The 23,115-nt window shown below is 65.5% G+C and carries 22 protein-coding genes, 1 tRNA gene and 1 riboswitch; of the genes, 6 read left to right on the forward strand and 17 right to left on the reverse strand.

What is annotated here, in order from left to right:
- Window positions 1-30: 30 nt before the first annotated feature.
- The 3 genes from ACOQPC_RS13195 to ACOQPC_RS13205 all read right to left on the reverse strand — a co-directional run bounded on the left by ACOQPC_RS13195 (window position 31) and on the right by ACOQPC_RS13205 (window position 3,591).
- Window positions 31-1,398 (reverse strand): methyltransferase family protein, encoded by a 1,368-nt coding sequence (locus ACOQPC_RS13195; protein ID WP_420606182.1) that lies wholly within the window; start codon window positions 1,396-1,398, stop codon window positions 31-33.
- 83 nt (window positions 1,399-1,481) lie between these two features.
- Window positions 1,482-2,717 carry an argininosuccinate synthase gene (locus ACOQPC_RS13200; protein WP_420606183.1) on the reverse strand — a complete coding sequence of 412 codons (1,236 nt, stop codon included), beginning with the start codon at window positions 2,715-2,717 and terminating at the stop codon, window positions 1,482-1,484.
- A 316-nt stretch (window positions 2,718-3,033) separates the two neighbouring features.
- Entirely contained in the window at window positions 3,034-3,591 is a 558-nt protein-coding gene (locus ACOQPC_RS13205) for a GNAT family N-acetyltransferase (RefSeq protein WP_420606184.1), read from the reverse strand.
- Window positions 3,592-3,841: 250 nt separating this feature from the next.
- Here ACOQPC_RS13205 and ACOQPC_RS13210 point away from each other — a divergent pair, with 250 nt between their 5' ends.
- The 3 genes from ACOQPC_RS13210 to ACOQPC_RS13220 are packed head-to-tail and all read left to right on the forward strand — an operon-like array spanning window position 3,842 to window position 6,271.
- Window positions 3,842-4,699 (forward strand): cytochrome b/b6 domain-containing protein, encoded by an 858-nt coding sequence (locus tag ACOQPC_RS13210; protein ID WP_420608146.1) that lies wholly within the window; start codon window positions 3,842-3,844, stop codon window positions 4,697-4,699.
- Window positions 4,696-5,466 carry a molybdopterin-dependent oxidoreductase gene (locus tag ACOQPC_RS13215; RefSeq protein WP_420606185.1) on the forward strand — a complete coding sequence of 257 codons (771 nt, stop codon included), beginning with the start codon at window positions 4,696-4,698 and terminating at the stop codon, window positions 5,464-5,466. The genes ACOQPC_RS13210 and ACOQPC_RS13215 overlap by 4 nt, the downstream gene beginning before the upstream one ends.
- A gap of 55 nt (window positions 5,467-5,521) precedes the next feature.
- Window positions 5,522-6,271 (forward strand): DUF1223 domain-containing protein, encoded by a 750-nt coding sequence (locus tag ACOQPC_RS13220; protein WP_420606186.1) that lies wholly within the window; start codon window positions 5,522-5,524, stop codon window positions 6,269-6,271.
- 116 nt (window positions 6,272-6,387) lie between these two features.
- Here ACOQPC_RS13220 and ACOQPC_RS13225 read toward each other — a convergent pair whose 3' ends face one another.
- From ACOQPC_RS13225 to ACOQPC_RS13240, 4 genes are all read right to left on the reverse strand, one after another.
- Window positions 6,388-6,675, reverse strand: a complete 288-nt coding sequence (locus ACOQPC_RS13225; protein ID WP_420606187.1) for a hypothetical protein — start codon at window positions 6,673-6,675, stop codon at window positions 6,388-6,390.
- A gap of 137 nt (window positions 6,676-6,812) precedes the next feature.
- A complete protein-coding gene (gene trxB / locus ACOQPC_RS13230; protein ID WP_420606188.1) occupies window positions 6,813-7,808 on the reverse strand; it encodes a thioredoxin-disulfide reductase in 996 nt (331 codons plus the stop codon).
- 105 nt (window positions 7,809-7,913) lie between these two features.
- Window positions 7,914-8,684 (reverse strand): ABC transporter ATP-binding protein, encoded by a 771-nt coding sequence (locus tag ACOQPC_RS13235; RefSeq protein WP_420606189.1) that lies wholly within the window; start codon window positions 8,682-8,684, stop codon window positions 7,914-7,916.
- Window positions 8,675-9,649, reverse strand: coding sequence for a FecCD family ABC transporter permease (locus tag ACOQPC_RS13240; protein WP_420606190.1), 975 nt, complete (start codon window positions 9,647-9,649; stop codon window positions 8,675-8,677). Before ACOQPC_RS13240 ends, ACOQPC_RS13235 begins: the two co-directional genes overlap by 10 nt.
- 200 nt (window positions 9,650-9,849) lie before the next feature.
- Between ACOQPC_RS13240 and ACOQPC_RS13245 the strand changes: the two genes are divergently transcribed.
- Entirely contained in the window at window positions 9,850-10,854 is a 1,005-nt protein-coding gene (locus tag ACOQPC_RS13245) for an IS30 family transposase (protein WP_420606155.1), read from the forward strand.
- A 53-nt stretch (window positions 10,855-10,907) separates the two neighbouring features.
- On the opposite strand, the gene ACOQPC_RS13250 is transcribed toward ACOQPC_RS13245, so the two are convergent.
- Together ACOQPC_RS13250 and ACOQPC_RS13255 are read right to left on the reverse strand one after the other, a co-directional pair.
- Entirely contained in the window at window positions 10,908-11,768 is an 861-nt protein-coding gene (locus ACOQPC_RS13250) for an ABC transporter substrate-binding protein (protein ID WP_420606191.1), read from the reverse strand.
- Window positions 11,769-11,784: 16 nt separating this feature from the next.
- The gene (locus tag ACOQPC_RS13255; protein WP_420606192.1) at window positions 11,785-13,677 is read right to left on the reverse strand and encodes a TonB-dependent receptor plug domain-containing protein; all 1,893 of its coding nucleotides are present in this window, start codon (window positions 13,675-13,677) and stop codon (window positions 11,785-11,787) included.
- Between the two features lie 87 nt (window positions 13,678-13,764).
- A riboswitch (cobalamin riboswitch) is annotated at window positions 13,765-13,974 on the reverse strand.
- Between the two features lie 91 nt (window positions 13,975-14,065).
- On the opposite strand from ACOQPC_RS13255, the gene ACOQPC_RS13260 reads away from it, so the two are divergent.
- Window positions 14,066-14,383 (forward strand): 2Fe-2S iron-sulfur cluster-binding protein, encoded by a 318-nt coding sequence (locus ACOQPC_RS13260; RefSeq protein WP_420606193.1) that lies wholly within the window; start codon window positions 14,066-14,068, stop codon window positions 14,381-14,383.
- 120 nt (window positions 14,384-14,503) lie between these two features.
- On the opposite strand, the gene ACOQPC_RS13265 is transcribed toward ACOQPC_RS13260, so the two are convergent.
- The 7 genes from ACOQPC_RS13265 to glpD all read right to left on the reverse strand — a co-directional run bounded on the left by ACOQPC_RS13265 (window position 14,504) and on the right by glpD (window position 20,640).
- Window positions 14,504-15,316: an NUDIX hydrolase gene (locus tag ACOQPC_RS13265; RefSeq protein WP_420606194.1), complete on the reverse strand. Its 813-nt coding sequence runs from the start codon at window positions 15,314-15,316 to the stop codon at window positions 14,504-14,506.
- A 9-nt stretch (window positions 15,317-15,325) separates the two neighbouring features.
- Entirely contained in the window at window positions 15,326-16,792 is a 1,467-nt protein-coding gene (locus tag ACOQPC_RS13270; protein ID WP_420606195.1) for a sensor histidine kinase, read from the reverse strand.
- The gene (locus ACOQPC_RS13275; protein WP_420606196.1) at window positions 16,789-17,508 is read right to left on the reverse strand and encodes a response regulator; all 720 of its coding nucleotides are present in this window, start codon (window positions 17,506-17,508) and stop codon (window positions 16,789-16,791) included. Before ACOQPC_RS13275 ends, ACOQPC_RS13270 begins: the two co-directional genes overlap by 4 nt.
- A gap of 107 nt (window positions 17,509-17,615) precedes the next feature.
- A complete protein-coding gene (locus ACOQPC_RS13280; RefSeq protein ID WP_420606197.1) occupies window positions 17,616-18,281 on the reverse strand; it encodes a hypothetical protein in 666 nt (221 codons plus the stop codon).
- Window positions 18,282-18,475: 194 nt separating this feature from the next.
- Window positions 18,476-18,997: a DUF421 domain-containing protein gene (locus ACOQPC_RS13285; protein ID WP_420606198.1), complete on the reverse strand. Its 522-nt coding sequence runs from the start codon at window positions 18,995-18,997 to the stop codon at window positions 18,476-18,478.
- Window positions 18,998-19,049: 52 nt separating this feature from the next.
- Window positions 19,050-19,123: transfer RNA gene (locus ACOQPC_RS13290), tRNA-Gly, on the reverse strand.
- A 38-nt stretch (window positions 19,124-19,161) separates the two neighbouring features.
- Window positions 19,162-20,640, reverse strand: a complete 1,479-nt coding sequence (gene glpD / locus ACOQPC_RS13295; RefSeq protein WP_420606199.1) for a glycerol-3-phosphate dehydrogenase — start codon at window positions 20,638-20,640, stop codon at window positions 19,162-19,164.
- Between the two features lie 84 nt (window positions 20,641-20,724).
- On the opposite strand from glpD, the gene ACOQPC_RS13300 reads away from it, so the two are divergent.
- Window positions 20,725-22,194 carry an FGGY family carbohydrate kinase gene (locus ACOQPC_RS13300; RefSeq protein ID WP_420606200.1) on the forward strand — a complete coding sequence of 490 codons (1,470 nt, stop codon included), beginning with the start codon at window positions 20,725-20,727 and terminating at the stop codon, window positions 22,192-22,194.
- 74 nt (window positions 22,195-22,268) lie between these two features.
- Here the strand turns inward: ACOQPC_RS13300 and ACOQPC_RS13305 are convergent, their stop codons facing one another.
- Window positions 22,269-23,099, reverse strand: coding sequence for a cytochrome c1 (locus ACOQPC_RS13305; RefSeq protein WP_420606201.1), 831 nt, complete (start codon window positions 23,097-23,099; stop codon window positions 22,269-22,271).
- Between the last annotated feature and the right edge of the window lie 16 nt (window positions 23,100-23,115).

Raw genomic sequence — 23,115 nt, forward strand, 5'->3', positions numbered from 1 at the left:
CTTTCGCTGGAATGACGAAGCACAAATTCCCTACTCCGCCGCCACCACTTCCCCATCGCCCATCTTCCCCCGTTTGCCGATGCGGCCGCCGCTGAGCTTGCGCAGCAGGCGCGGCCAGGCGGCATGGTCCTCGGCCCAATCGTAATATTCGCGGTAGACGGGATCGGCGAGCAGATGCTTCTCCTCGGTCCGCGCACGCCAGTAATAGACCGCGCTGGTGATGCCGAGGAGCGCGGTGTTCCGGACCGCATCGACCGCGCTACCGCTGGTGACGATGAACGGCAGCGTCGCCAGCCACCAATAGGCGTTTTTCGAGACATAGGCGGGGTGGCGCGTCCAGGCATAGGGGCCGTGGGTCAGGATGCCGCGATGCGTGAGGTTCGAGAAGCGCAGGCCGAAGGCGACCGTCGCAAAGGCGTAGACGCCGGTCAATATCACCAGCAGCGCGCCCCAAATGGCGAGCAGCGCCGGCTGCCCGGCGAACCACATCGCCCAGTCCGACGTCGCCACGTGATAATCGAGCGGGCCGCCCGTGTTCATCAGCGTGAACGGCGGATAGCAGATCAGCGCGGCGAGCCAGCCGGCGAGATAGGGATTGGCGGTGCGGATATGGCTGTCGAGCGGTTTCATCGTTAGCAGATAACCGACCGTGGCGAGTTGCACGTCGACCAGGAACATGGTGGTGATCAGCGCATTGGCGATCCATACCGGGTTTCGCGCCACGTCGGCGACATCGTAGTTCACCACCTGCTGGAAACCGCCGGGCACGATCGACAGCATGAAGGCCAGGAAAAAGCCCTTCACCGCCCAGGCGCGCAAATGGTGGTGGATCATCGCCTTGTCCCACCCCTCGCGCCCCGCGATCCACGCGCCGAAATGCCAGGCGCCGTCCCTGGCATCGATCAGATACCGATCGAGCCAGACGATATAAGGCACAGAAAGGATGATCAGCGGGATCAACGCCGTCTCGAACAGCGCCATCGAGAAGGGGTAGTTCGCATATTGCGTGGTCCACCAGAACCGGCCCAGCGCATAGATCGCGGCGATCAGCGCCCAGGTGGCCCAATAGCCGGCGATCTTGACGATCGAGATATCGAGCACTTCGGCCAGCGGACGCCTGAGCGACCAGTCGATCCCGGTGGAGGCGCGGCGGTGGACCTTGTCGACGAAGAGCGACCAGCCGACCATCGGCAACCCGCAGGCGAGGACACCCAGCAGCGCCGCATAGGGACCGTCGGCGCGCTCGGGCAGGCCGGCGAAACCCAGCATTCCGGCCAGCGCGCCGAACTGGCGCGCGGCGACGACCCACAGCGCGAGGCCCGCCACGCCGCACAGACCCACGCCGTAGCTGACGGCGGACACGGGGCGTGGCGAAGCGGATGGCGCGCTATCGTTCATTGCCGCTGGCTTAAGCTTCAAAGGTAAGCGGACGGTGAAGATGGGCCTTTGTTTGCCACCGCCTTCTCATCATCGGCGTTCGTCTATTTCGGCCGACGCCCCAGGAGCCGCAGCCGCAATGCGTTCAGCTTGATGAAGCCCTCCGCGTCGCGCTGGTCATATTTGCCGGCATCGTCCTCGAACGTCACCACGTCCTTGGAATAAAGGTCGTAATTCACGTCGGCGCGGCGGCCGGTGACGTGGACGCCGCCCTTGTAGAGCTTGCACCGTACCTCGCCCGTCACCTTGGCCTGGCTGTGGTCGATCGCCGCCTGCAGCATCTCGCGCTCGGGGCTGAACCAGAAGCCGTTGTAGATGAGTTCGGCGTAGCGCGGCATCATTTCGTCCTTCAGATGCGCGGCGCCGCGGTCCAGCGTCAGCTGCTCGATCGCGCGGTGCGCGGCGGCGTAGATGGTGCCGCCCGGCGTCTCGTACATGCCGCGCGATTTCATGCCGACGAAGCGGTTCTCGACCAGATCGAGCCGTCCGATGCCGTGGTCCCGGCCGAGATCGTTGAGCGCCTCCAGCAGCGCTGCGGGCGAAAGCCTTTTGCCGTCCAGCGACACGCCGTCGCCCTGTTCGAAACCGATGACGATATCCTGCGGCTCGTCCGGCGCATCCCAGGGATTGGCCGTGCGCGAATAGACGTAATCCGGCGTCTCCTCCCAAGGATCTTCCAGCACCAGCCCCTCGGACGAGGTATGGAGCAGGTTCGCGTCGGTCGAGAACGGCGCCTCGCCGCGCTTGTCCTTGGGCACGTCGATGTCATGCTCTTCGGCATATTCGATCAGGCGCGTGCGGCTGGTAAGGTCCCATTCGCGCCATGGGGCGATGATCTTGATGTCGGGGTTCAGCGCAAAGGCGCTGAGTTCGAAGCGCACCTGGTCGTTGCCCTTGCCGGTCGCGCCGTGGGCGATGGCGTCCGCGCCGGTCTCGCGCGCGATTGCGATCAGCCGCTTGGAGATGAGCGGCCGCGCGATCGCGGTGCCGAGCAGATAATCGCCCTCATAGCGGGCGTTGGCGCGCATCATCGGGAACACATAGTCCTTCACGAACTCCTCGCGCAGGTCCTCGATGAAGATCTGGTCCTCGGGCACGCCCATCTTGACCGCCCCGGCGCGCGCCGGCCCCAGCTCCTCGCCCTGCCCCAGATCGGCGGTGAAGGTGACGACCTCGCAGCCCTTCTCGACCTGCAGCCATTTCAGGATGACGCTGGTGTCGAGCCCCCCGGAATAGGCGAGGACGACTTTCCGGGGCCGGTCGTTCTTGGGGGCGGTCATGAGGGGAGAGCTCCTTGTCTGAAGGCGCCCGCGCTACTGGCCCGCGCGCGCGCTATCAAGCACGCTGTTGCCATCCAGCCAGTTGAGCAGACCCGGGAAATGCAACAGCAGCAACGCAATGTTACGCTCGAACTGCCGGGCCATGACGCAACAAAATGGTGCAAAATTTACAAAGTGACCGCGAAACCATTGCAAAAACGCGACAGAAAATTTCCCAGCCCTAGGTTCAGAAAGTTTCCAACATTACAAGTCTTTGGTTTCAATGCGGAGTTGCCGCTCCCGGCTATTTCCGAGGCACGAATCACCGTGACGCGGTCTATTCAAAACCCTCGAGAACTGTCGTTGACGCAAGACCCATCTTCACTGCCGTCTTGGCGCCGCCTGTCGCCAGACAAGTTTCTTTCGACGAACCCTGCTTCACGAAACCCAGCTTCTCAAGAACCCGTCCCGAGGCGGGATTGTCGGCGAAAAACGTGGAGATGAGCCGATCCTGTCCGACGAGACCCGCTCCGTAAGCTGCGACGACAGAGGCCGCTTCGGTTGCGATGCCACACCCCCAGTGCTGCCGCGAGATATAATATCCCAGTTCGGCACCTTCGTACTCATTTGGCGCCAGTCCGATCACACCGAGCAGGTTACCGCAAGTGCGATCCACGATAGCCCACGCCAGTTCCGCCGGAACAATGACGTCCAGAAAAAAGCGCGCTTCTTCCTCGCCATATGGATGCGGCATTCGAGCCAGCCGACTGGCGACCTCCCAGTCTCCGGCGATCGTGACGATTGCGGGAATGTCCTGCTCGGAAGGACGGCGAAGAACAAGGCTCGATGTGTACAGGTTGGGAGGGGAAGCCACGGCATTTTTGTACGCTTGCATGACATCACCGTTGATCGCGAATATCCGCTTCTGCCTCGCTATGCCAAATTGCGGACGATCGGCAAACAACCGATATCGGGCCCAGCCGCCGCCTCGCGTTCTGACCGGTTGCGTTCGTATCGCGTGCAAATATTCCCGCCGCGATGTAACTATTTGCCTCCCCCATACGCATTAGCATCAGGAGGTACCCCGCATGAACGACGGCGCAGACGAGGCGGCTATCGAATCCGCGCGTGCGGAGAATGAGCGAATGGACGATGAAGTTGCGGGCCGCGATCCTGTTGGCGGCGACGTCGTCAAGCGGCACCGGCTCTCCACACGCATCTGGCACTGGGTCAATTTTCTCGCGCTGATCGTGATGCTGATGAGCGGCCTCATGATCTTCAACGCGCATCCGCGGCTTTACTGGGGCCAATATGGCGCCAATGCCGATCCGGCCTGGCTGGAAATCGGCCAAGCGCAGGGCGACGGCTATCTGCGCATCGGCGAGGCGCGGATCGTCACCACCGGCGTGCTCGGGCTGTCGCAGGGCGCGAACGGGCAGCCGAACGCCCGCGCCTTTCCCTCCTGGATCACCATTCCCTCGGGTTACAGCCTGGCCGAGGGGCGGCGCTGGCATCTCGCTTTCGCCTGGGTGCTGGCATTCGGCGTGCTGTTCTACATGGCGTTCTCGCTGTTCAACGGCCATGTAAAGCGCGATCTGCACATCCACAAACGCGAGTGGCGCCCAAGCCATATCTGGCACGACATCAAACGCCACGCGAAGCTGAAATTCCCCACCGGGGCGGCGGCGCGCAACTATAACATGTTGCAAAAGCTCAGTTATGTCGGGGTGATCTTCATCCTATTGCCGCTGATGATCCTGACCGGGCTGACCATGTCGCCGGGGATCGACGCGCCTTGGGGCCTGCTGCTGGATGTGTTCGGCGGCCGCCAGTCGGCGCGCTCGATTCACTTCATCTGCGCCTGGACGCTTGTCGGCTTTTTCATCGTCCATATCCTGATGGTGATCTTGGCGGGGCCGATCAACGAAATCCGCTCGATGATCACCGGACGTTACAGATTGCCTGAAGAACGCGCCGACGAACTGCAGGGAGAGAGCGCATGAGCAACAAGCTGATCCTTCCGCGCCGGCGCTTTCTGAGCGGCATGGCGGCGGGCGCGGGCGGCCTGATGCTTTCGGGCTGCGACGCGCTGGTCCAGAGCGAAAGCGCGGCCTCGGTGCTCGACCAGGTCGACGGGCTGAACCACGGCCTCCAGCGCGCACTGTCACCCCGAAACGCGCTCGCCACCGAATATAGCGAGCGCGACATGAGCCCGACGTTCCGGACCAACGGCAACGACTTCCCCAAATCGGCCGAATATCTGCGGCATATGGCAACCAATTTCGCCGACTGGCGCATTCCGGTCACCGGCATGGTGGCGCGGCCGTTTGCGCTGAGCCTGGACCAGATCAGGCACATGCCGCAGCGCGCGCAGATCACCCGGCATGACTGCGTGGAAGGCTGGAGCGCGATCGGCAAATGGCAGGGGCCGCAGCTGGGACCGATCCTGAAGCTGGCCGGGCTGTCCGATCAGGCGCGCTATATCGTGTTTCGCTGCGCCGACAAGTTCGGCGACACGCCCTATTACGAATCGATCGACATGGTCGATGCCTTCCATCCGCAGACGATTCTGGCCTGGAGCATGAACGGCGATACCGTTCCGATCGGCAATGGCGCGCCGGTGCGCATGCGCATCGAACGGCAATTGGGATACAAGAACGCCAAATATGTAAACGGCATCGAAGCCGTCGCCAGCCTCGACACGATCGGGGAAGGCAAGGGCGGCTATTGGGAAGATGTCGCCGATTATGAATGGTATGCAGGGATTTAACCGCAATGCGGGGGCACATGAAGCCGGTGTTTACGGCATGACAATGAGGATCGACATGATGAAATCTATGACATTCGCACTGGCCGCGAGCGCGACGCTCGCCGCCGCCTGTTCGAGCGCACCGGCAAACGAGGCGCAGGCCCGCGAGCCCGCGCAGGCCGCCAAGGCGTCCCCATCCGCCTCCGCATCCCAGCCGGTGGTCGTCGAGCTGTTCCAGAGCCAGGGCTGCAGCTCCTGCCCGCCCGCCAACCGCAATGTCAACGCGATCGCCGGCGATCCGGGCGTGCTCGCGCTGAATTTCTCGGTGACCTATTGGGACCGGCTCGGCTGGAAGGACACGTTCGGCAAACAGGCCTTTACCGACCGGCAGTGGGAATATGCCCATGCCGGAGGCCGGGCCAAGGTCTACACGCCGCAGGTGATCATCAACGGCCGCACCGCGATCGTGGGCAGCAACCCGCAGCAGCTGGCGTCCGAAATCAGGAAGGCGGGCGGCCTGAAAGGCCCGGCGATCAAGGCGGTGAACGGAAAAGTCAGCATCGCGGCGGGCAAGACCGCCAAGCCGGCCACGGTGTGGCTGGTGCGCTATGATCCGCGCGAGCTGGATGTGCCGATCAAGGCGGGCGAAAATGGTGGGAAGACGCTACCCCACAAGAACATCGTGCGGGATCTGAGCAAGATCGGCCAATGGACCGGCAGCGCGGCGAGCTTCAGCGTGCCCGTCAGCTCCAATAGCGCTTATCGCAGCGCCATATTGGTACAGAGCGCCGATGGCGGCCCGATGATTTCCGCCAGAAAGCTCTGATCGTTCCACGCGCATCGATCGCCGTCGGCATTTTCGGCGGAAAATAAAAACAGGCAATAAAAAACGCGCCCGAACCGATCGGTTCGGGCGCGTCTCTAATGGTTCGAAAACGGAAATTACATCTTGTCTTCGGTCATCGGCGACTTGTCGGTCATCGGTGTAGCCATCGAATCATTGGACATCGAATCACTGGACATCGAGTCGCCGGCCATCGGGGTCGCCATCGAATCGCCTTCCATCATGGCATCACCCGTCATCATGGTATCCGGAGTCGCCATAGCGTCCGGCTCGGCCATCGTGTCGGTGGTCATGGTGTCGGTCGGGGTCTCATCCGCGCTCGGCGAGCAAGCGGAAAGGGCGATAGCGGCTGCGCCGACCATCGGCAGAACGATAAACTTTTTCATAGACTTCACTCCTTAGCGTGTGAACGGGTCGCTGTTACGGCTCCGTTTCCACCGCATCAATGGGTTGATAGGGCTGCGGTTCCCGATCGATTTCGCTTTAGCCGTGGTCGAAGCGTTCCGCAAGCGCGACGAAGCCCTCAGGCCGCAACATTCACGAAATCCGAAACACCCTCGATTTCCAGGAATTTTTCGGCGTCCAAAGCGGCCATGCAGCCGGTTCCGGCGGATGTCACCGCCTGGCGGTAGACATGGTCCATCACGTCGCCGCAGGCGAACACCCCTGGAACGCTCGTCTGGGTGGCGTTGCCGGCCAATCCGCTTTCGACGCGGATATAGCCGCCCTTCATCTGCAGATGTCCCTCGAACAGCTCGGTATTGGGCTTGTGCCCGATCGCGATGAACACGCCGTGCAGGTCGATATCGCGCGTTGCGCTATCTTGGGTCGATTTTACCCGCATGCCGGTGACGCCCGTGGGATCGCCCAGTACCTCGTCCAGCACATGGTTCCACAGGATGGTCAGCTTGCCCTCGGCCTCGCGCTCGAACAGGCGGTCCTGCAGAATCTTTTCCGAGCGCAGCTTGTCCCGGCGATGCACCAGCGTGACGTGGCTGGCGATATTCGACAGGTAGAGCGCTTCCTCGACCGCGGTGTTGCCGCCGCCGATCACCGCCACCGGCTTGCCCTTGTAGAAGAACCCGTCGCAGGTGGCGCAGGCGGACACGCCCTTGCCCATGAACGCCTGTTCCGATGGCAGCCCCAGATATTGCGCGCTCGCGCCGGTGGCGATGATCACGGTGTCGGCGAGATAATGCCCCGCCCCGCCGGTCAGCCTGAACGGGCGCTGCGAGAAATCGACCTCCTCGATATGGTCGGTGACGAGCGCGGTGCCGAACCGTGTCGCATGGTTCTTCATCCGCTCCATCAGATCGGGGCCGAGCACGCCGGCGTCGTCGCCCGGCCAGTTGTCGACATCGGTGGTGGTCATCAGCTGTCCGCCCAGCTCGACGCCCGAGATGATCATCGGCGAGAGATTGGCCCGAGCGGCATAGACCGCGGCGGTATAGCCCGCCGGACCCGATCCGATGATGATCACCGGCGCGTAGCGCGCATCGCTGAGATGATGGGTCGTCATGAAATTCGCTCCGGATTGGCTTTGATTCGGACATAGGAAGGATGGCGCGGGCGGCCAAGGACGATCATTTTTGGAGGCGGATAGCGGAGCTTGCGACGACCACTCCTATGCCTGCCCGGCGTAGAACAGCCGCTGCCCATCGGGTCCGGCGGCTTCGCCGATGGGGGTCTCGTAGACGTCGCTGAGCAGACGGGCGCTGAGCACATCCGCTGCCGCGCCCGCCGCCGCGATCCGGCCCTGCTTCAGGATCAGCACATCGTCGGCGATGCGCGCGGCCTGATTGAGATCGTGCAACACCAGCAGCACGCCCGCGCCGTGATTGGCGGCGCTGCGGAACAGCCGCAGCATATCGAGCTGATGCGCGGGATCGAGGCTGGCGAGCGGTTCGTCGGCGAGCAGCCATTGCGGCTCCCCCGCCAGCAGCCGCGCCAGCAGCACGCGTGCCCGCTCGCCGCCCGACAGGCTGTGGATCGGGCGCGCGGCGAAATGCATGGTCTCGGTATCGGAGAGCGCCTTGGCCACCGCCGCCTCATCGGCCTGCGATGGTCCGCCATACGGTCCGCGATGCGGCAGGCGGCCGAGCGCGACCAGTTCCTTTGCCGCCAGGTTCCAGTGCACGGTCGGCTCTTGCGCCAGATACGCGATGCGCCGTGCCCGCTCGCGCGGCTTCAACGATCGCAGCGGCGCACCGCCCAGCATCACCCTACCGCCTTCAGGCTCGGCGAGGCCGACGAGGCATTTGAGCAGGCTGCTCTTGCCCGCGCCATTGGGGCCGAGCAGCACCGTGATGCACCCCGGCTGGAACGCCGCCGAGACGCCGTCCAGCGCGCGCGTCTCTCCCAGAAGCAGGACAAGGTCCGTGGCCGTCAGTTCCATGCAATCCGTCCTCGGTAACGCAGCAGCAGCCAGAAGAAGAAGGGCGCGCCGATCATCGCCATGGCCACGCCCAGCTTCACCTCGTTCGCGCCGGGCGCCAGCCGCACGAGGCTGTCCGCCGCCAGCAGCAGCGCGGCGCCCCCCAGCGTGGAGGGCCAGAGCAGCGCCGAGGGCCGCTCGCCGAACCATGGCCGCAGCAGATGTGGCACGATCAGCCCGACGAAACCGACCACGCCGGTCACCGCCACCCCCGCGCCGACGCCGAGCCCGACCGCGCCGACGATCAGCGCCTGCAACGCGCCCATCCGCACGCCCAGCGACCGCGCGCTCTCCTCGCCCAGCGCCAGCGCATCGAGCGCGCGCCCGGTGGTGAGCAGCAGCGCCGCGCCCGCCGCGATGCACGGCAGCGCGTAAGCCGCCTCGGCATAGCCGCGATCGGTCAGCGCGCCCATGATCCAGGTCACGATCTCGCTGGTCGCGAACGGATTGGGCGAGATCGAGATGAGAAACGCCGTCAGCGCGCCGCCCAAGCTGGCGAGGATCGTGCCCGCCAGGATCAGCGACACCGCGCTCGCCGAGCGGCCGACGAAGATGCCGAGCAGCAGGATCGCGCCCGCCGCGCCCGCCATCGCCGATCCGAACAGGATCAGCAGACTGCCGCCGAGCCCGAAGAAGATCGCTGCCACCGCCCCGAACGCCGCGCCCGAGCTGATGCCGAGCACGCCGGGATCGGCCAGCGGGTTGCGCATATAGCCCTGCAGCACCGCACCCGACAGGCCGAGCATTCCCCCGATCGCCGCGCCGAGGATGGCGCGCGGCAGACGCAACTCCAGGATGATCCACCAGCGCGGATCGTCCGAGAACCAGGCCGAGAAGGGCACCCAGACTTTCCCGGCCATCAGCGAGAGCGCGAACAGCAGGACGGTGAGCGCCGTAAGGAGGGCAAGTTTGGCGGACCGGCTCATGCGCTGGTTCTCCTGAAAACACCCCGTCGCTCCCGCGAAGGCGGGAGCCTATGCCGACTTTCGTTTGAGCGATGTATCGGGCCGTACGGGCTAGTTCGCGCCGGGGTTCCCACCAGACAAGCCTTGATCTGGTTTGAAACACGGGATGGGCTCCCTGAACTCACGGAACAAGTGCAACACCTGCTAAGGGTGTTGTCGCGATGGGAAGATGTTACGGCCAGCTCGGCCTCGATGAGCGGATTGAGATTTATCGGCTGCATGCAGCCGGTAAATCTTCGCGGCAGATCGCAGCGGCGCTTGGACGCGCGCCCTCGACGATTGGCCGCGAACTGGAACGCAATGGCAAGCCGACCAAGGTTTGGCGCGGTGGCTACGACCCGGGCAGGGCTCATGACCTCGCCGAGCGGCGAAGACGCTGGGACAAACGCTTCAAGCTGGCGCGCCAGCCGGACCTGGCACAGCTGGTGAAGGACCGCCTTGCGATGGGATGGTCCCCCGAGCAGATCGCCGGCCGGCTGGCGCTCGAACATGGTCGCACCGTCGTTAGCCATGAGTCAATCTACCGCTTCGTCTATCATCGATCGGCCAACAAGGATTACTGGCATCGCCTGCTGCCACGCCGCAAATCCCGCCGCGGACGGCTGGGCATGAGAGGCGGCAGTCCGGCAAGCTTCATCAAACGCCGCCGCTCCATCGACGAGCGGCCGGGCGCGGCCGACGACAGATGCACGCCTGGCCACTGGGAAGCCGATTACATGCTGTTTGCCCGCCCCGGCCAAGGACTGCTTGTCGTCCATGAACGCCAGTCGCGCTACACCATGCTGGATGCGCCGCCGGATCGAAAGGCAATCCGCACCGCCCGCCATCTGCGCGGGCTGCTCGCCCCGATCGCGCCGGTGCTCCGGCAAAGCCTGACCGTGGATAATGGCACCGAGTTCGCGCTGCATTATCAGCTCACCGACCAGCTCGGCCTCGACACCTTCTTCTGCGATACGCACAGCCCCTGGCAAAAAGGCGGCGTCGAAAACGCCATCGGTCGTCTGCGCCGTGCCCTGCCGCGCAAGACCGATCTTGCCGCCCTCGAACCCAAAGCCCTCGTCAATGCCGTCAACGCATACAATCACACCCCAAGAAAATGCCTCGACTTTCAGACCCCCGCTGAGGCATTCAACAGACTTCAACCAACTGTTGCACTTCAAACGTGAATCCACACCCCAGCTTTCGCCGGAGCGACGGAAATTTTGAGGGAATGAGTGTTTCATTCCGCCATCTCGCGTGCCCGCGCCAGTCGCCGCGCCAGCGGGATCAGCGTCGGCCCGCCGCAATAGAGCAGGTTCTGCGGGAAGTCGGCGATAGCCACGGCCTGCCCGCTCGCGCGCAGCGCCGCGATCCGCCGCCGCCGCGCGCCGTCCTCGCGCGATCCGGCCGCCGCCGTCACGCCGCGCCGGTCCATGAACACCACGCGCGGCGGCTTCGCCACGACATATTCGCTGGGCAGGATGTCCCAGCTCGCCAGCCCATAGGACGCGCTGGCATTGATGAAACCGCTCTGCTCCAGCATATCGCCGACCAGCGTGCCCTGCCCCGGCACCAGCCCGTCGCCCATCCACACCAGCGCGGGGATATGCGCATCGGAGCGCGCCGCCGCCAGCGCCGCATCGATCCGCGCCAGCAGCCGCGCGCCGCGTTCGGGCGCATCCAGCGCGGCGGCCATGTCGGCAATCTGCCGGCGGCTCTCGGCAATCGTCGCGGGCACGCCGAACACCTGCACCGCGATCCCCTGCCGGTCCAGGGCATTGCGGGTGGCGGGCGCGAGGTGGCCGCCGGTCACCACCAGATCGGGGTGCAGCGCGATCACCTCCTCCGCCGTGCCGCCGACGCTGGCGAAGCGGCGCGCCATGGCCACGTCCATCGAGCTCGCCTGCGGATCGCGCGAATAGTCGCTGATCGCGGCGATGCGGCGGGCGGGGACCAGCTGGGTAAGGATCGCATCGGTGCACGGGTTGAGCGAAACGATGCGCTGCGGATTGTTTGGGGGAGCGACGGGCGGCGCGGCCGCGTTGCTGCCGCAGGCCGCAAGGCCCGCCAGCAGCAACAGGGACGCCGCCCGTCTTGCCATCACACCAACCTGCCCATCAGAAACGCGCCCTCACACCGGCATAGGCCGCGCGGCCCGGCGTGCCGTATCCGGAGACGGTCTGATATTCCTCGTCGAACAGATTTTCGACGCGGCCGAACAGCTCGATCCCGTCCGTCAGGCCGTAAGAGGCGCGGATATCCGCCAGCACATAGCCGTCGAGCATGTTGGTGTTGCCAGCATCTTCAAAACTGTCGCCGACCACCAGCACGCCGGCGCCCAGATCGATGCCGAACGGGCTGCGCCAGTCCGCCGAGACGCTCACCGTCTCTTCGGGGCGGCGCTGCAGATCGTTTCCGAAATTGGCGCCGGGCGAACGGTTGCTGGTGTCGATCCAGCTATATTGGCCGGTGACATCGAAGCGGTCGGTCGGCCGCAATTGCACCGCGGCCTCCACCCCTTCGGCATGGGTTGCGGCGATGTTGAGATAGGTGAAGGTCGCGTTGTCGAAGCTGATCTGGTTGGTCGTGTCGCGGTTGAAATAAGTGACGCGCGCCTGTGCTCGATCACCCAGCAAATTCTGCTCGATGCCCACGTCGAAACTGTCCGCCCGCTCGGCGGCGAGCGACGGCGTGCCGAAATCGCTGAACTTTTCGAACAAGGATGGCGCGCGAAACCCTTCCGCATAGGTGCCGCGCAGCAGCGTCGCGCCGCCATTGGGCGTGTAGGCGATGTTGCCGCCGAACGTCGTCTCGGATTCGCCGCCCTCCTGATCGTCGTAGCGCAGCCCGCCGGTGAGCGTCAGGCCGGTGAATGGACGCAGGATCGCTTGGCCATAGACCGCGTTCTGGCGCTGCTCGAAGCGATCGGGACCGGGATCGAACGCCGGAAAGAATGTGTTCAGCCGCGACTTTTCGGTTTCCGCGCCGAACAGCAGCGTCACCGCGTCCACCGGCGTAAAGCGGCCGCGATATTCGAACCGGTCGAGCTTGCCCCGGCTGAGGAAGCTCGGCACGTCCGCGCCGTCTTGCCGATCGAAATTGTCGCGCTTCACGTCCGTATAGGTATAGGCTAGGCGGTTCTGGAAGCGGCCGCCCAGCAGCGCCAGATTGACCCCGATATAGCCGACGAACAGCTGATTATCGGAAAAGCTGCCGGTGTCGGTCAGCAGGAAGCTGGGCGGCGGAGTACCGTCGAATTCGGTGTGGCCGTCGATATAATAGCCCCGCGCGTCCACGCTCAGCGCCTCGCCGAGATGCGCGCGCAGCTTGCCGTTGGCGGTGAAATTCTCATAGCCGTCGCGCTCGGTGGCGCCGAGATTTTCGTCGTAAGCGGAGATGCCGTCGGAGCGCAGATAGCCCACGCCCGCGCTGCCTTCCAGAAAACCGCTGGTCCCGGCGATATTGGCGAACCCCTGCGCCGTGTCACGGTAGCCATATTCGGCGCGGCCGCGCGCTTCGAAACCTTCGCTCGGCTGTTCGGAGACGATGTTGACCACGCCGCCGATCGCCTGGCTGCCCCAGACGGTGCCGCTGGGGCCGCGCAACACCTCGATCCGGGCGATATTGCCCGCGAGCAGTTGCCCGAAATCGACCCCGCCCTGCGGCGCGCTGGGATCGTTGATCTTGACCCCGTCGAGCAGCACCAGCGTCTGATAGCTTTCGGCGCCGCGGATGAACACGCCGCTGGTCTGGCCGATGCCGCCATTGCGCGCCACGGTGACGCCGGGCGTGCGCGCCAGCACCTCGTCGATCGAGCGATGCTCCTGGATTTGGTCGCGCGTGATGACGGTGACGGCCTGGCCGCTTTCCTCGACCGGCTGCTCGGTGCCAGACGCGGTGACGATGATGTCGGCATCCTGCGACGCTTCGGGCAGATTGTCGACGGCCTGCGCGAAGAGCGGCGCCGGACAGAATATGCCTGTCAGCAGGCTGAGTTTCAAAATATTCACGAGGTAGAAATCCTTTCGCATGACGGTTCAAAAATGCCGTCAAGCGAAGGAAAAGCCCCCGTTTCACCCGGTGCACCCCGCCCGGCCGAAAAGACAGCGGCCCTGGGCAGGTCTCCTGACTCCCGGGTCACCGCGTTCGTCCCGCCTTCCCAGAGCATGGAGGCTCCAGTGGCATATCGGGACGATCGCTCGCCGGTCACAGTTGCGGGGGCAGCGCCGGGTTCGGGACGTTCGATCCCCCACCGGCTTCCCTCTTCGTCCCGCCTCGCAGCGGGAACCCATGGCCTGACAGCGCCGATAAGCGCGCTGGCGATGAAAGGCAATCGCCCTTTCCATCCGCGGCGCGCGCCCTTATGTCGGCCCGCGAAACAGGAACTCAGGAGCCGATATGCCGACGATCAGGGTTACGGGACGCGATGGCGAAGAGCGCGCGGTGGAGGCGCAAGACGGCTTCACGCTGATGGAGACCATCCGCGACAACGGGTTCGACGAGCTCTTGGCGCTGTGCGGCGGCTGCTGCTCCTGCGCCACCTGCCACGTCCATGTCGATCCCGATTACATGGCCAAGCTGCCCAAAATGGATATGGACGAGGACGATCTTCTGGAAAGCTCCGACCATCGCAACGATTATTCGCGGCTCAGCTGTCAGGTTCCGATTACGGATGCGCTCGAAGGCCTGAAAGTCGCCATCGCTCCGGAGGACTAAGGTGGCAAGAACCCCACCAAACCTTGCTGCGTCATGCCAGCGAAAGCTGGCATCTCGGGCCTCATCGCGAGTCTGCTCGAGACCCCAGCTTTCGCTGAGGTGACGAGGGAAGAGCCTTAGCTAGCCGCGCAGCGCCCGTTCGATCGGCTCATCCAGCACGGGATAGCCATGGCCGTCCGGCAGGCAGATATATTTGCCGTCGGCCCGCTCCTCGACATAGGTCAGCACCATGCGCACCGGCACGCCGTCGGCATGGGCCTTCGCGCTGGCGAAATCGCCGAACAACGCCAGCCGCTCCAGATTGCGGCGCGTCGGGAAGATGATCGTGAGCGCGCCCGCATCGGCGCGGTCCAGCACGGTCTGCGCGCCGGCCCAGAACAGCGAGGTGTTTTCGGTCTGGTCGGCGACGCCCCTCAGCTCCGCATCGCCCGCATCGGCGATGTAGAAGCGCGTGTCGAAGATGCGCGTCTCGAGCGATCCGGGCGGCCGCCAGCGCGACCAAGGGGTGATGCTCGCCAGATCGAGCGACCAGCCGAAGCGGGTCAGCAGCTCGGAGAAGAGCGCGCCGCCGTTGAGCGCGTCCCGCGCCGCGTCGCTTTCGTGCTTGGGCGGGCGGGCGCCATCCCTGACGATGCCGATGGCGAGCCCGGTTTCCTCCAGCGTCTCGCGGATCGCGGCGATGCGCGCGGCGCCTTCGCTCCCGTTCAGATCGGGCGCGAGCCGTTCGGCCAGCGCGTGATCGTCGGGATCGACCCGGCCGCCTGGAAACACCGCCGCGCCGGGCGCGAACGCCATCTTCGCGGAGCGCTCGACCATGCACAGCAGCGGCGGGCCGCCCGCCGGATCGGTGCGGAAGATCACCACCGTGGCCGCGGGCGTGGCGGCCGACAGCTTCTCGCCGGTTTCGGGATCGTGCATCGGGATTGCGTCCATGGCCTCTAGCTAGGCATTGCCGCCGCCCGCCGCCAGCGGCGGTTCGCTCGGCAGGCGCAGCTCGGCGGTCAGCCCCCCGCCCGCTCCGTTTTCCCCCGCGCGGTTCTCAAGCGACACCGTTCCGCCATGCGCCCGCGCGATGGCCCGCGCGATGGTGAGGCCGAGGCCGCTGCCGCCCGTGGCGCGGTTGCGCGAGGCTTCGGCGCGGGCGAACGGCTCGAACATCGCCTCGATCATCGACGGATCGATCCCCGGCCCGTCATCCTCGATCCGCACCAGCACCGATCCCGCCTCGCGCGACACCGAGACGCGGGCGCGGGCGCCATATTTCAGCGCGTTGCCGATCAGGTTGCGCAGCGCGCGGCGGACCAGCACGGGCCTGAGATCGGCGATCACGGAGCCGTCGGGTTCGGCCAAACGGACATCGCCGCCGCGATCGGCATATTCCTCGACCACCGTTTCGGCGAGCGCGGCGAGATCGGTGCGGCGCATCTCCTCGCCCGAACGGCCGAGCCGCGCGAGTATCAGGATATCGTCCAATATACCGACCATCTCGTCGATCGAATCGGCCATGCGGTCGCGCTCGACATCGTCATCGACCGATTCGATGCGCACGCGCAGCGCGGCGAGCGGCGTTTTCAGATCATGGCCGATCGCGCCGAGCATCACGTCCTTCTCGCCGATCAGCGCGGTGACGCGCGCCGCCATCGCGTTGAACGCGGCGATCAACTCGCGCAGATCCTCCGGCCCTTCCTCGCGCAAGGGCTCGTCCGTGCCGCTGGCGGTAAAGGCGTTGGCGCGCCCGGTCAGCGCACGCAGCGGCCGGGTGACGCGGTGCGCGATGAAGGCGAGCGGCAGCAGCACCGCGAGATAGAGGATCAGCGTCTGCAAAATCAGCCAGCCGATCACCGGCGCGCGCCGCGGCGGAACAGACGCCGCCGTGCTGATCCAGCGGCCCGAAGCCAGCTGCGCGGACACGATCAGCGAACGCGTCGGACGCTCGGCCTCGGGCTGCATCCGGTCGCGCAGCGCGCCGCGTCTGCCGGCGCGCCGCCGCATGTCGACAGGCACGTCATTGCGATCGACCAGCGCGACCCGCACGCTACGAAAATCCACCCCGCCCTCCTTGGCGGCTTCCGCTATGCGTAGCGCCAGCTCGGGCTGCGGGCGGCCCGTTTCCGGCGGCGGTGCGTCGCCGTCAGAAATCGACCGTCCGGCAAAGCGCGCGCGGCCTCGCCTGCCGCGTGGGCGATCCTGCCCTGCCTGTCCTAAGCGATCGCCGTCGGACGCGGCGAAGATCAGGCGACTTCCGGCAAAGGCCGAAGCCTGAGCCATCGCCTGCTGTTCGATCCCGCGCAGCAGCAGCGCGAAATTGAACGCCTGCGCCAGCGCCAGCGCCAGTGCGGCCGCCAGCACGATCTGTCCGACGAGGGTGCGCGGCCAGAAACGGCCGAGACTTTGGGGCAGACGCCTCACCGTCCGGTGCGGACTTCGGTCGCAAGCCGATAGCCGCCGCCCCATACCGTCTTGATCAGCGTGGGATTTTTGGGATCGGCCTCGATCTTCTTGCGCAGCCGGCTGACCTGATTGTCGATCGCGCGGTCGAACGGCCCCGCCTCGCGCCCTTGGGTGAGATCGAGCAGCTGATCGCGGCTGAGCACCTGCCCCGGCCGCTGGACCAGCGCCTCGAGCAGGCGATATTCGCCGCTGGAGATCGGCACCAATGTGCCATCCTCGGAATATAGCTCCTGCTCGGCGGCCTTCAGCGTCCAGCCGGCGAAGCGATAATCGGTCGATTCGCCGCCCTCGACGCGCACGCCCTGCGCGGCGCGGCGCAGGATCGTCTTGATCCGCGCCACCAGCTCGCGCGGGCTGAACGGTTTGACGACATAATCGTCCGCGCCCATTTCAAGACCCACGATCCGGTCGGTCTCCTCCGACCGCGCGGTCAGCAGAATTACCGGAATTTCGCCCTTTTCGCGGATATGCCGCGTCAGGCTGAGCCCGTCCTCGCCGGGCATCATGATGTCGAGCAGCACCAGATCGATGCCATAGCCGCCCAGCGAAGACCGCGCGGCCCCCGCGCCGTCGGCTTCGGTCACGCGAAAGCCCTGCCGCTCCAGATAGCGCGCGAGCGGATCGCGGATCGATCGCTCGTCGTCGACGAGCAGGAGATGGGGCCGTCCGGGCATCAGGTGCCCCTTACCAGGTGCGAGGGGCACGGCGTCCCTCCTGAGAGTTGACCGTACCCCTCCCGATACCGCGCTCGGGGGGAGGATGAGCGCAGCACCGGTCCGGTTCAGCCGGCCTGCTTCGCCGCGCGCTGCGCTTTATGCGCATCGCGTACGGCCTGACGCTCGGCGGCGGATATCGTTCCGTCACCGTCCGTATCGACCTTGTCGAAACGTGCAAGTGCCGCGTTGCGCATTTCTTCCAAAGAAATCGCTCCATCGCCATTGGCATCGGCCATTTTCATGATACCCATACCGCGGCGACCATGCCTGGCATTACGGCGAGTGTTCGCGGACATACCTTCGGCACGATCCTGACGCTTCGGTTTGGCGGCCCATTCTGCCGCGCTGAGGCTGCCATTGCCATCGCTGTCCATCGCCGCGAAGCGATCGCCGCGCCTGCCGGCACTTTGTTCACGACGCTCGGCCCATTTCGCTTTCCGCTCCGCGCTGGCTTCGGAGCGGTTCGCGCGGCGCGGCCGCACCTTCTCCCGGCGGGCCTCGTGACCGGCCGCTAGCTCCGCTTGAGTCAAGGCGCCGTCATTGTCGGCGTCGAGCTTGGCGAAACGCTGCGACTGCCGCGCGGCGCGATCGGCTTCGTCGAGAACGCCGTCCTGGTTCGCATCCAGCTTGGCGAATCGCGCGTCGACCGAAGCCGCGACTTCGGCGCGCGTTCTGGAACCGTCCCGCTCGCCGCCCGGCTGGGCAAGGGCTGCAGTGCCGATGGCGAGCAAGGCCACGCCGCCGAGGAAAAGTGACTTTTTCATGATACTCTACTCCGTTCAGGTCATCTGAGCGGACGTGTCAGCCAACCGGCGTTCACGTCACAATGACCGGAATAGCACCCATATGTCCCGCAGATGTGCCGGCCGAAGCCCCAAATTGTCGCGAATTGTAACATGCCACGTACATTGTCGGCGCCGGCGCGTCAGCGATAACCGCGCACATTGTCCAGCAGGCGCTCGTCGATGTCCGGGCCGTGGAGCACTGAAACGTCGCCGGTCGTCTCCAGCACCACCGCGCGCACCTGATCGAAGTCAAGCGCGTTGGCCTCGCGTAGCTTGGCGAGGAGATCGTTTTTGGAGACGCGTACCTCCTCGAGCGCCTGCTCGTCGATCACGCCGTCGCGCATGAGCAGCCGCGGCTCGTTGCTCAGCGCGTCCTCGACCGGATCGGCCAGGATGCGCAGACGTGCCAGCGTGAATTGCACCGCGAATAACGTCGCGATCGCGATCAGGCGCTGTGTGAAGGCGAGCCAGTCGCTCACCGTCACCGCGCTCGCCAGCAGCGATCCGGTAGCGACCGTCGCGACGAAATCGAACGCCGTCATCTTCGAGAAGCTGCGCAATCCCAAGACCCGCACGCACAGCACCACGAAGCCCAGACTGATGCCCATCAGCGCTATAGCGCGAGTGCTCAGGTCGAGCCATTGGCTGTCTGGAAAGAACATGATCGGCGTATTCCTGCGTGGTGGTGGACGCGGAGGTCAATCGACGCAAATTTGGAGCGGGTAGCGGGAATCGAACCCGCATAGCCAGCTTGGAAGGCTGGTGCTTTACCACTAAGCTATACCCGCGTCGCGCCGCGCGCTTTTGCCAGCCCGCGCATTGTGCGTCAATCCGGGTTCGCCGCGCCCCCGCGTTCCATCCAGGCCACGAATTGCACACGCTCGGCTTCGCTCAAGTGCAATCCCAGCTTGGTGCGGCGCCAGAGAATGTCCGCGGCAGTGCAGGCGAATTCCTCCGTGATCAGATAGCGCGCTTCGCGCTCGCTGAGCCCGGCACCGAATAGGATTCCCATGTCCTTGGCACTGTCCGCACCGTGCATCAATGCCCGCGTTCGCGTGCCGTAGGCGCGGGCATAGCGCGCGGCCGTTTCCTCGCCGAGCCACGGCCAGCTGCGGGCGAATTCCGCCGCCAGCGCATCGAAACCATCCACGAGAAAATCGCCACCCGGCAACGCGGCATGGGCGGTCCAAGCCGGCTTGCGATTACCCAAGAGCGGCCCCAGCCGGTCCAAGGCCTCCTGCGCCAGCACGCGATAGGTGGTGAGCTTTCCGCCCAGCACGGACAGGATCGGCGCGCCGCCTTCGCAATCGAGCTTCAGCACATAGTCGCGCGTCACCTCGGACGCCGAGGCTTCGTGATCGTCATAGAGCGGGCGCACGCCGCTATAGGTCCAGACGACGTCTTCGCCGGTCAGGTCGCGCGCGAGATAACCATTCGCCGCGTCGATCAGATAGGCGATCTCCTCTGCGCTGGCTTCCGGTAGTCGATCGGGGTCGCCATGCGGCCGGTCGGTGGTGCCGATCAGCGTGAAATCCCGCTCATAGGGGATGGCGAAGATCACGCGGCCATCGCCGTTCTGGAAAATATAGGCCTGGTCGCCCTCATAGGCCTTGCGCACCACGATGTGGCTGCCCTTGACCAGCCGCAAGGCGTGGCCGCCATCGGGGCTCGCGAGCCCGGCCACCGCATCGGCCCAGGGACCGGCGGCGTTGACCAGCGCGCGCGCCTCGAACCGCTTTTCGCCGGCCGAAACGAGCCAGCGATCGGTGCGGCGCACCAGCCCGGTGCAGGCGGTGCGCGTGCGAATGTCGGCGCCGCGTTCGCGCGCATCGAGCGCGTTGAGCACCACGAGCCGCGCGTCCTCGACCCAGCAATCGGAATAGCTGAAGCCGCGTTTCAGCCGCGCCTCCAGCGGCGCGCCCCAGGGCGAGGTCGTCAGATCGTGCCGCCGCGTCGCGGGCAGCCATTCGCGGCCCCCCAGATGATCGTAGAGAAACAGCCCGATCCGCAGCATCCATGCGGGCCGCATACCCCGGTCGATCGGCAGCACGAAGCGCAGCGGCCAGATGATGTGCGGGGCCGCGCGCAGCAAGACCTCGCGTTCCTTCAGCGCCTTGCGTACCAGCCGGAACTCATATTGTTCGAGATAGCGCAGGCCGCCGTGGATCAGCTTGGTTGCCGCCGAGCTGGTATGCGCGGCGAGATCGTCCTTCTCCAGCAGCACGACGCTGAGGCCCCGCCCCGCCGCGTCGCGCGCGATGCCGCAGCCGTTCACGCCGCCGCCGATGATCGCCAGATCGTACATTGCGTTTGCCTAGCAGGCTGCGCTTTCCTTTGCAGCGGCGGATGGTACACTTTGTTATCCGGGCAAATCGCGAGAGGCACGGCCATGGCCGCATATATTCTGGTGATCGACGAAGGTACCACCTCCACCCGCGCGATGCTGTTCACACGGTCCGGGCAATGCTTGGACAGCGAGCAACTGGAGATCGCGCAATATTTCCCCGCGCCGGGACGCGTGGAGCAGGACGCGAACGAGATCTGGGACAAGACCCTGGCCTGCTGCCGCGCGATCATCGAGCGCGCGGGCGGTCCGCGCAGGATCGAGGCGATCGGAATCGCCAACCAGCGCGAGACGGTGGTCGCCTGGGATCGGCGCAGCGGCCGGCCGCTGTCGCGCGCGATCGTCTGGCAGGACCGCCGCACCGCGCTGCAGTGCCGCGATCTGATCGAGCGCGGCATGGAGCCGCTGGTCCAGACGCGCACCGGATTGCTGCTCGATCCCTATTTCTCGGCCACCAAGATGCGCTGGATGATCGATCATGAGGAGGAAGTCCGCGCGGCGGGCGATGCGCTGGCGTTCGGCACGATCGAAAGCTGGCTGGTGTTCAAGCTGACCGGCGGCCTGCATATTTCCGACGCCTCCAATGCCAGCCGCACCGCGCTGATGGCGCTGGAAAAGGATGAATGGGATCCGGAGATGCTGGACCTGTTTGGCGTGCCCGAAACCGCGCTCCCAGCCATCGTCGACAGCCATGGCTGCTATGCCAAGACCGATCCGGCCATCCTGGGCAAGCCGATCGCGATCTGCGGCATGGCCGGTGATCAGCAGGCCGCGAGCATCGGCCAGGCGCGGCTGTGCCCCGGCGATACCAAGGCGACCTTCGGCACCGGTGCCTTCGTTCTTTCGAACAGCGGCACCACCCCGTCCGGCTCGTCGAACCGCCTGCTCTCGACCATCCTGTACCAGCAGGACGGCGCGCGCCATTATGCGCTGGAGGGATCGGTGTTCGTGGCGGGCAGCCTGATCAAATGGCTGCGCGACGGGCTCGGCGTCTTGCGCGATGCCGCCGAGACCGCCGACCTCGCCGCTTCGGTGCTCGACAATGGCGGCGTGGTCATGGTCCCGGCGTTGTCCGGTCTCGGTGCGCCGCACTGGCGGCCGGATGCGCGCGGGCTCATCGACGGACTGGATTTCTCCACCGGCAGGGCGCATCTGGCGCGCGCCGCGCTGGAATCGATGGCGCACCAGACGCACGACCTGCAGACCGCGTTTGCCGCCGACGGCGCGGCCTGGACCAGCCTCAGCATCGACGGCGGCATGGCCGCGAACGACTGGATGGCGCAGGACCTGGCCGACATCCTCGACCTGCCGGTCGAACGCCCCGATTTCATCGAGACCACCGCCCTGGGCGCGGCGATGTTGGCAGCGTGCGGCGCGGAGGTCTGCGACGACATCGCCGAAGCAACCGAGCACATGCGCGGCGAATCCCGGCTGTTCGAGCCGAAGATGACCGAAAGCACGCGCGCGCTGCGGATCGAGCAATGGCAGGAGACGCTAAGCCGCGTGATCCGCTGAACGGCGCGGCGATACGCCATCGCAGAAGGGATTTTGCCGTCACCCCGTCGAGGTCTGCAACGGCAGCGCCGGCATCAATGCTTCTGGTCGATCCAGACGTTGCGATAGGCCATGTAGCCCAGCCCCGTGGCAAGCAGCAGGAACAGGATCACCGCCCAGCCGGTCTGCTTGCGCGCGGGCAGCTTGGGCTCGGCCGTCCAGATCAGGAATGCGCTGACGTCCTTGGCCATTTGCGGGAGCGTCGACCGGGTGCCGTCGTCGTAGGTCACTTGGCCCGCGCTCGTCAGCGGCGGCGGCATCGCTAGGTTCAAGTTGGCGAACCAAGGATTGTAATGCAGCCCCATCGGCGGGCGGTTGGCTTCTGGCAGGTTCGCCGGCACCGGACGATAGCCGATCAGCAACGAATAGACATAGGGCGCGCCGCCTTCGCGCGCCTTGCTTATCAGCGAAAGATCCGGCGGCACCGCATTGTTGTTGGCGGCGCGCGCGGCGACCTCGTTCGGATAGGGCGAGGGGAAGTGATCGATCGGCAGCGAGGGACGCGTGGCCGCCTCGCCGGTATCCGGATTGATCGACGGCGATTCGATCGGCCATTCGGCGGCGATCGTCTTCACCTGGTCTTCGGAATAGCCCAGATCGGTCAGGTTGCGGAACGACACCTGATGCAGGCTGTGGCAGGCGGCGCAGACCTCGCGGAATATCTTCAGCCCGCGCTGCAGCTGCGCCTTGTCATAGGTACCGAGCGGACCATCGCTTGGAAAATGGACGTCCAGCGGCTCGCGGTGAAACTCGTGCTCCACGCTTTTTTCGGGCGGATTGCTAATATAATCCACCAGCCCCGCCCCGAACGACCAGACCAGCATGCCGACGAGAAAGACGCCGAGAAGGTTGAGAAGGATTTTCATCGGAAGTCGTCGATCC

This window comes from Novosphingopyxis sp. (genome assembly GCF_965218915.1).
Classification (GTDB): domain Bacteria; phylum Pseudomonadota; class Alphaproteobacteria; order Sphingomonadales; family Sphingomonadaceae; genus Novosphingopyxis.

What these genes read in the sequence shown, in the direction of transcription:
- ACOQPC_RS13195 (WP_420606182.1), bottom strand. Translation starts at nt 1,398, where the DNA reads ATGAACGATAGCGCGCCATCCGCTTCGCCACGCCCCGTGTCCGCCGTC.
- ACOQPC_RS13200 (WP_420606183.1), bottom strand. Translation starts at nt 2,717, where the DNA reads ATGACCGCCCCCAAGAACGACCGGCCCCGGAAAGTCGTCCTCGCCTAT.
- ACOQPC_RS13205 (WP_420606184.1), bottom strand. Translation starts at nt 3,591, where the DNA reads ATGCAAGCGTACAAAAATGCCGTGGCTTCCCCTCCCAACCTGTACACA.
- ACOQPC_RS13210 (WP_420608146.1), top strand. Translation starts at nt 3,842, where the DNA reads ATGGACGATGAAGTTGCGGGCCGCGATCCTGTTGGCGGCGACGTCGTC.
- ACOQPC_RS13215 (WP_420606185.1), top strand. Translation starts at nt 4,696, where the DNA reads ATGAGCAACAAGCTGATCCTTCCGCGCCGGCGCTTTCTGAGCGGCATG.
- ACOQPC_RS13220 (WP_420606186.1), top strand. Translation starts at nt 5,522, where the DNA reads ATGATGAAATCTATGACATTCGCACTGGCCGCGAGCGCGACGCTCGCC.
- ACOQPC_RS13225 (WP_420606187.1), bottom strand. Translation starts at nt 6,675, where the DNA reads ATGAAAAAGTTTATCGTTCTGCCGATGGTCGGCGCAGCCGCTATCGCC.
- trxB (WP_420606188.1), bottom strand. Translation starts at nt 7,808, where the DNA reads ATGACGACCCATCATCTCAGCGATGCGCGCTACGCGCCGGTGATCATC.
- ACOQPC_RS13235 (WP_420606189.1), bottom strand. Translation starts at nt 8,684, where the DNA reads ATGGAACTGACGGCCACGGACCTTGTCCTGCTTCTGGGAGAGACGCGC.
- ACOQPC_RS13240 (WP_420606190.1), bottom strand. Translation starts at nt 9,649, where the DNA reads ATGAGCCGGTCCGCCAAACTTGCCCTCCTTACGGCGCTCACCGTCCTG.
- ACOQPC_RS13245 (WP_420606155.1), top strand. Translation starts at nt 9,850, where the DNA reads ATGGGAAGATGTTACGGCCAGCTCGGCCTCGATGAGCGGATTGAGATT.
- ACOQPC_RS13250 (WP_420606191.1), bottom strand. Translation starts at nt 11,768, where the DNA reads ATGGCAAGACGGGCGGCGTCCCTGTTGCTGCTGGCGGGCCTTGCGGCC.
- ACOQPC_RS13260 (WP_420606193.1), top strand. Translation starts at nt 14,066, where the DNA reads ATGCCGACGATCAGGGTTACGGGACGCGATGGCGAAGAGCGCGCGGTG.
- ACOQPC_RS13265 (WP_420606194.1), bottom strand. Translation starts at nt 15,316, where the DNA reads ATGGACGCAATCCCGATGCACGATCCCGAAACCGGCGAGAAGCTGTCG.
- ACOQPC_RS13275 (WP_420606196.1), bottom strand. Translation starts at nt 17,508, where the DNA reads ATGCCCGGACGGCCCCATCTCCTGCTCGTCGACGACGAGCGATCGATC.
- ACOQPC_RS13285 (WP_420606198.1), bottom strand. Translation starts at nt 18,997, where the DNA reads ATGTTCTTTCCAGACAGCCAATGGCTCGACCTGAGCACTCGCGCTATA.
- glpD (WP_420606199.1), bottom strand. Translation starts at nt 20,640, where the DNA reads ATGTACGATCTGGCGATCATCGGCGGCGGCGTGAACGGCTGCGGCATC.
- ACOQPC_RS13300 (WP_420606200.1), top strand. Translation starts at nt 20,725, where the DNA reads ATGGCCGCATATATTCTGGTGATCGACGAAGGTACCACCTCCACCCGC.
- ACOQPC_RS13305 (WP_420606201.1), bottom strand. Translation starts at nt 23,099, where the DNA reads ATGAAAATCCTTCTCAACCTTCTCGGCGTCTTTCTCGTCGGCATGCTG.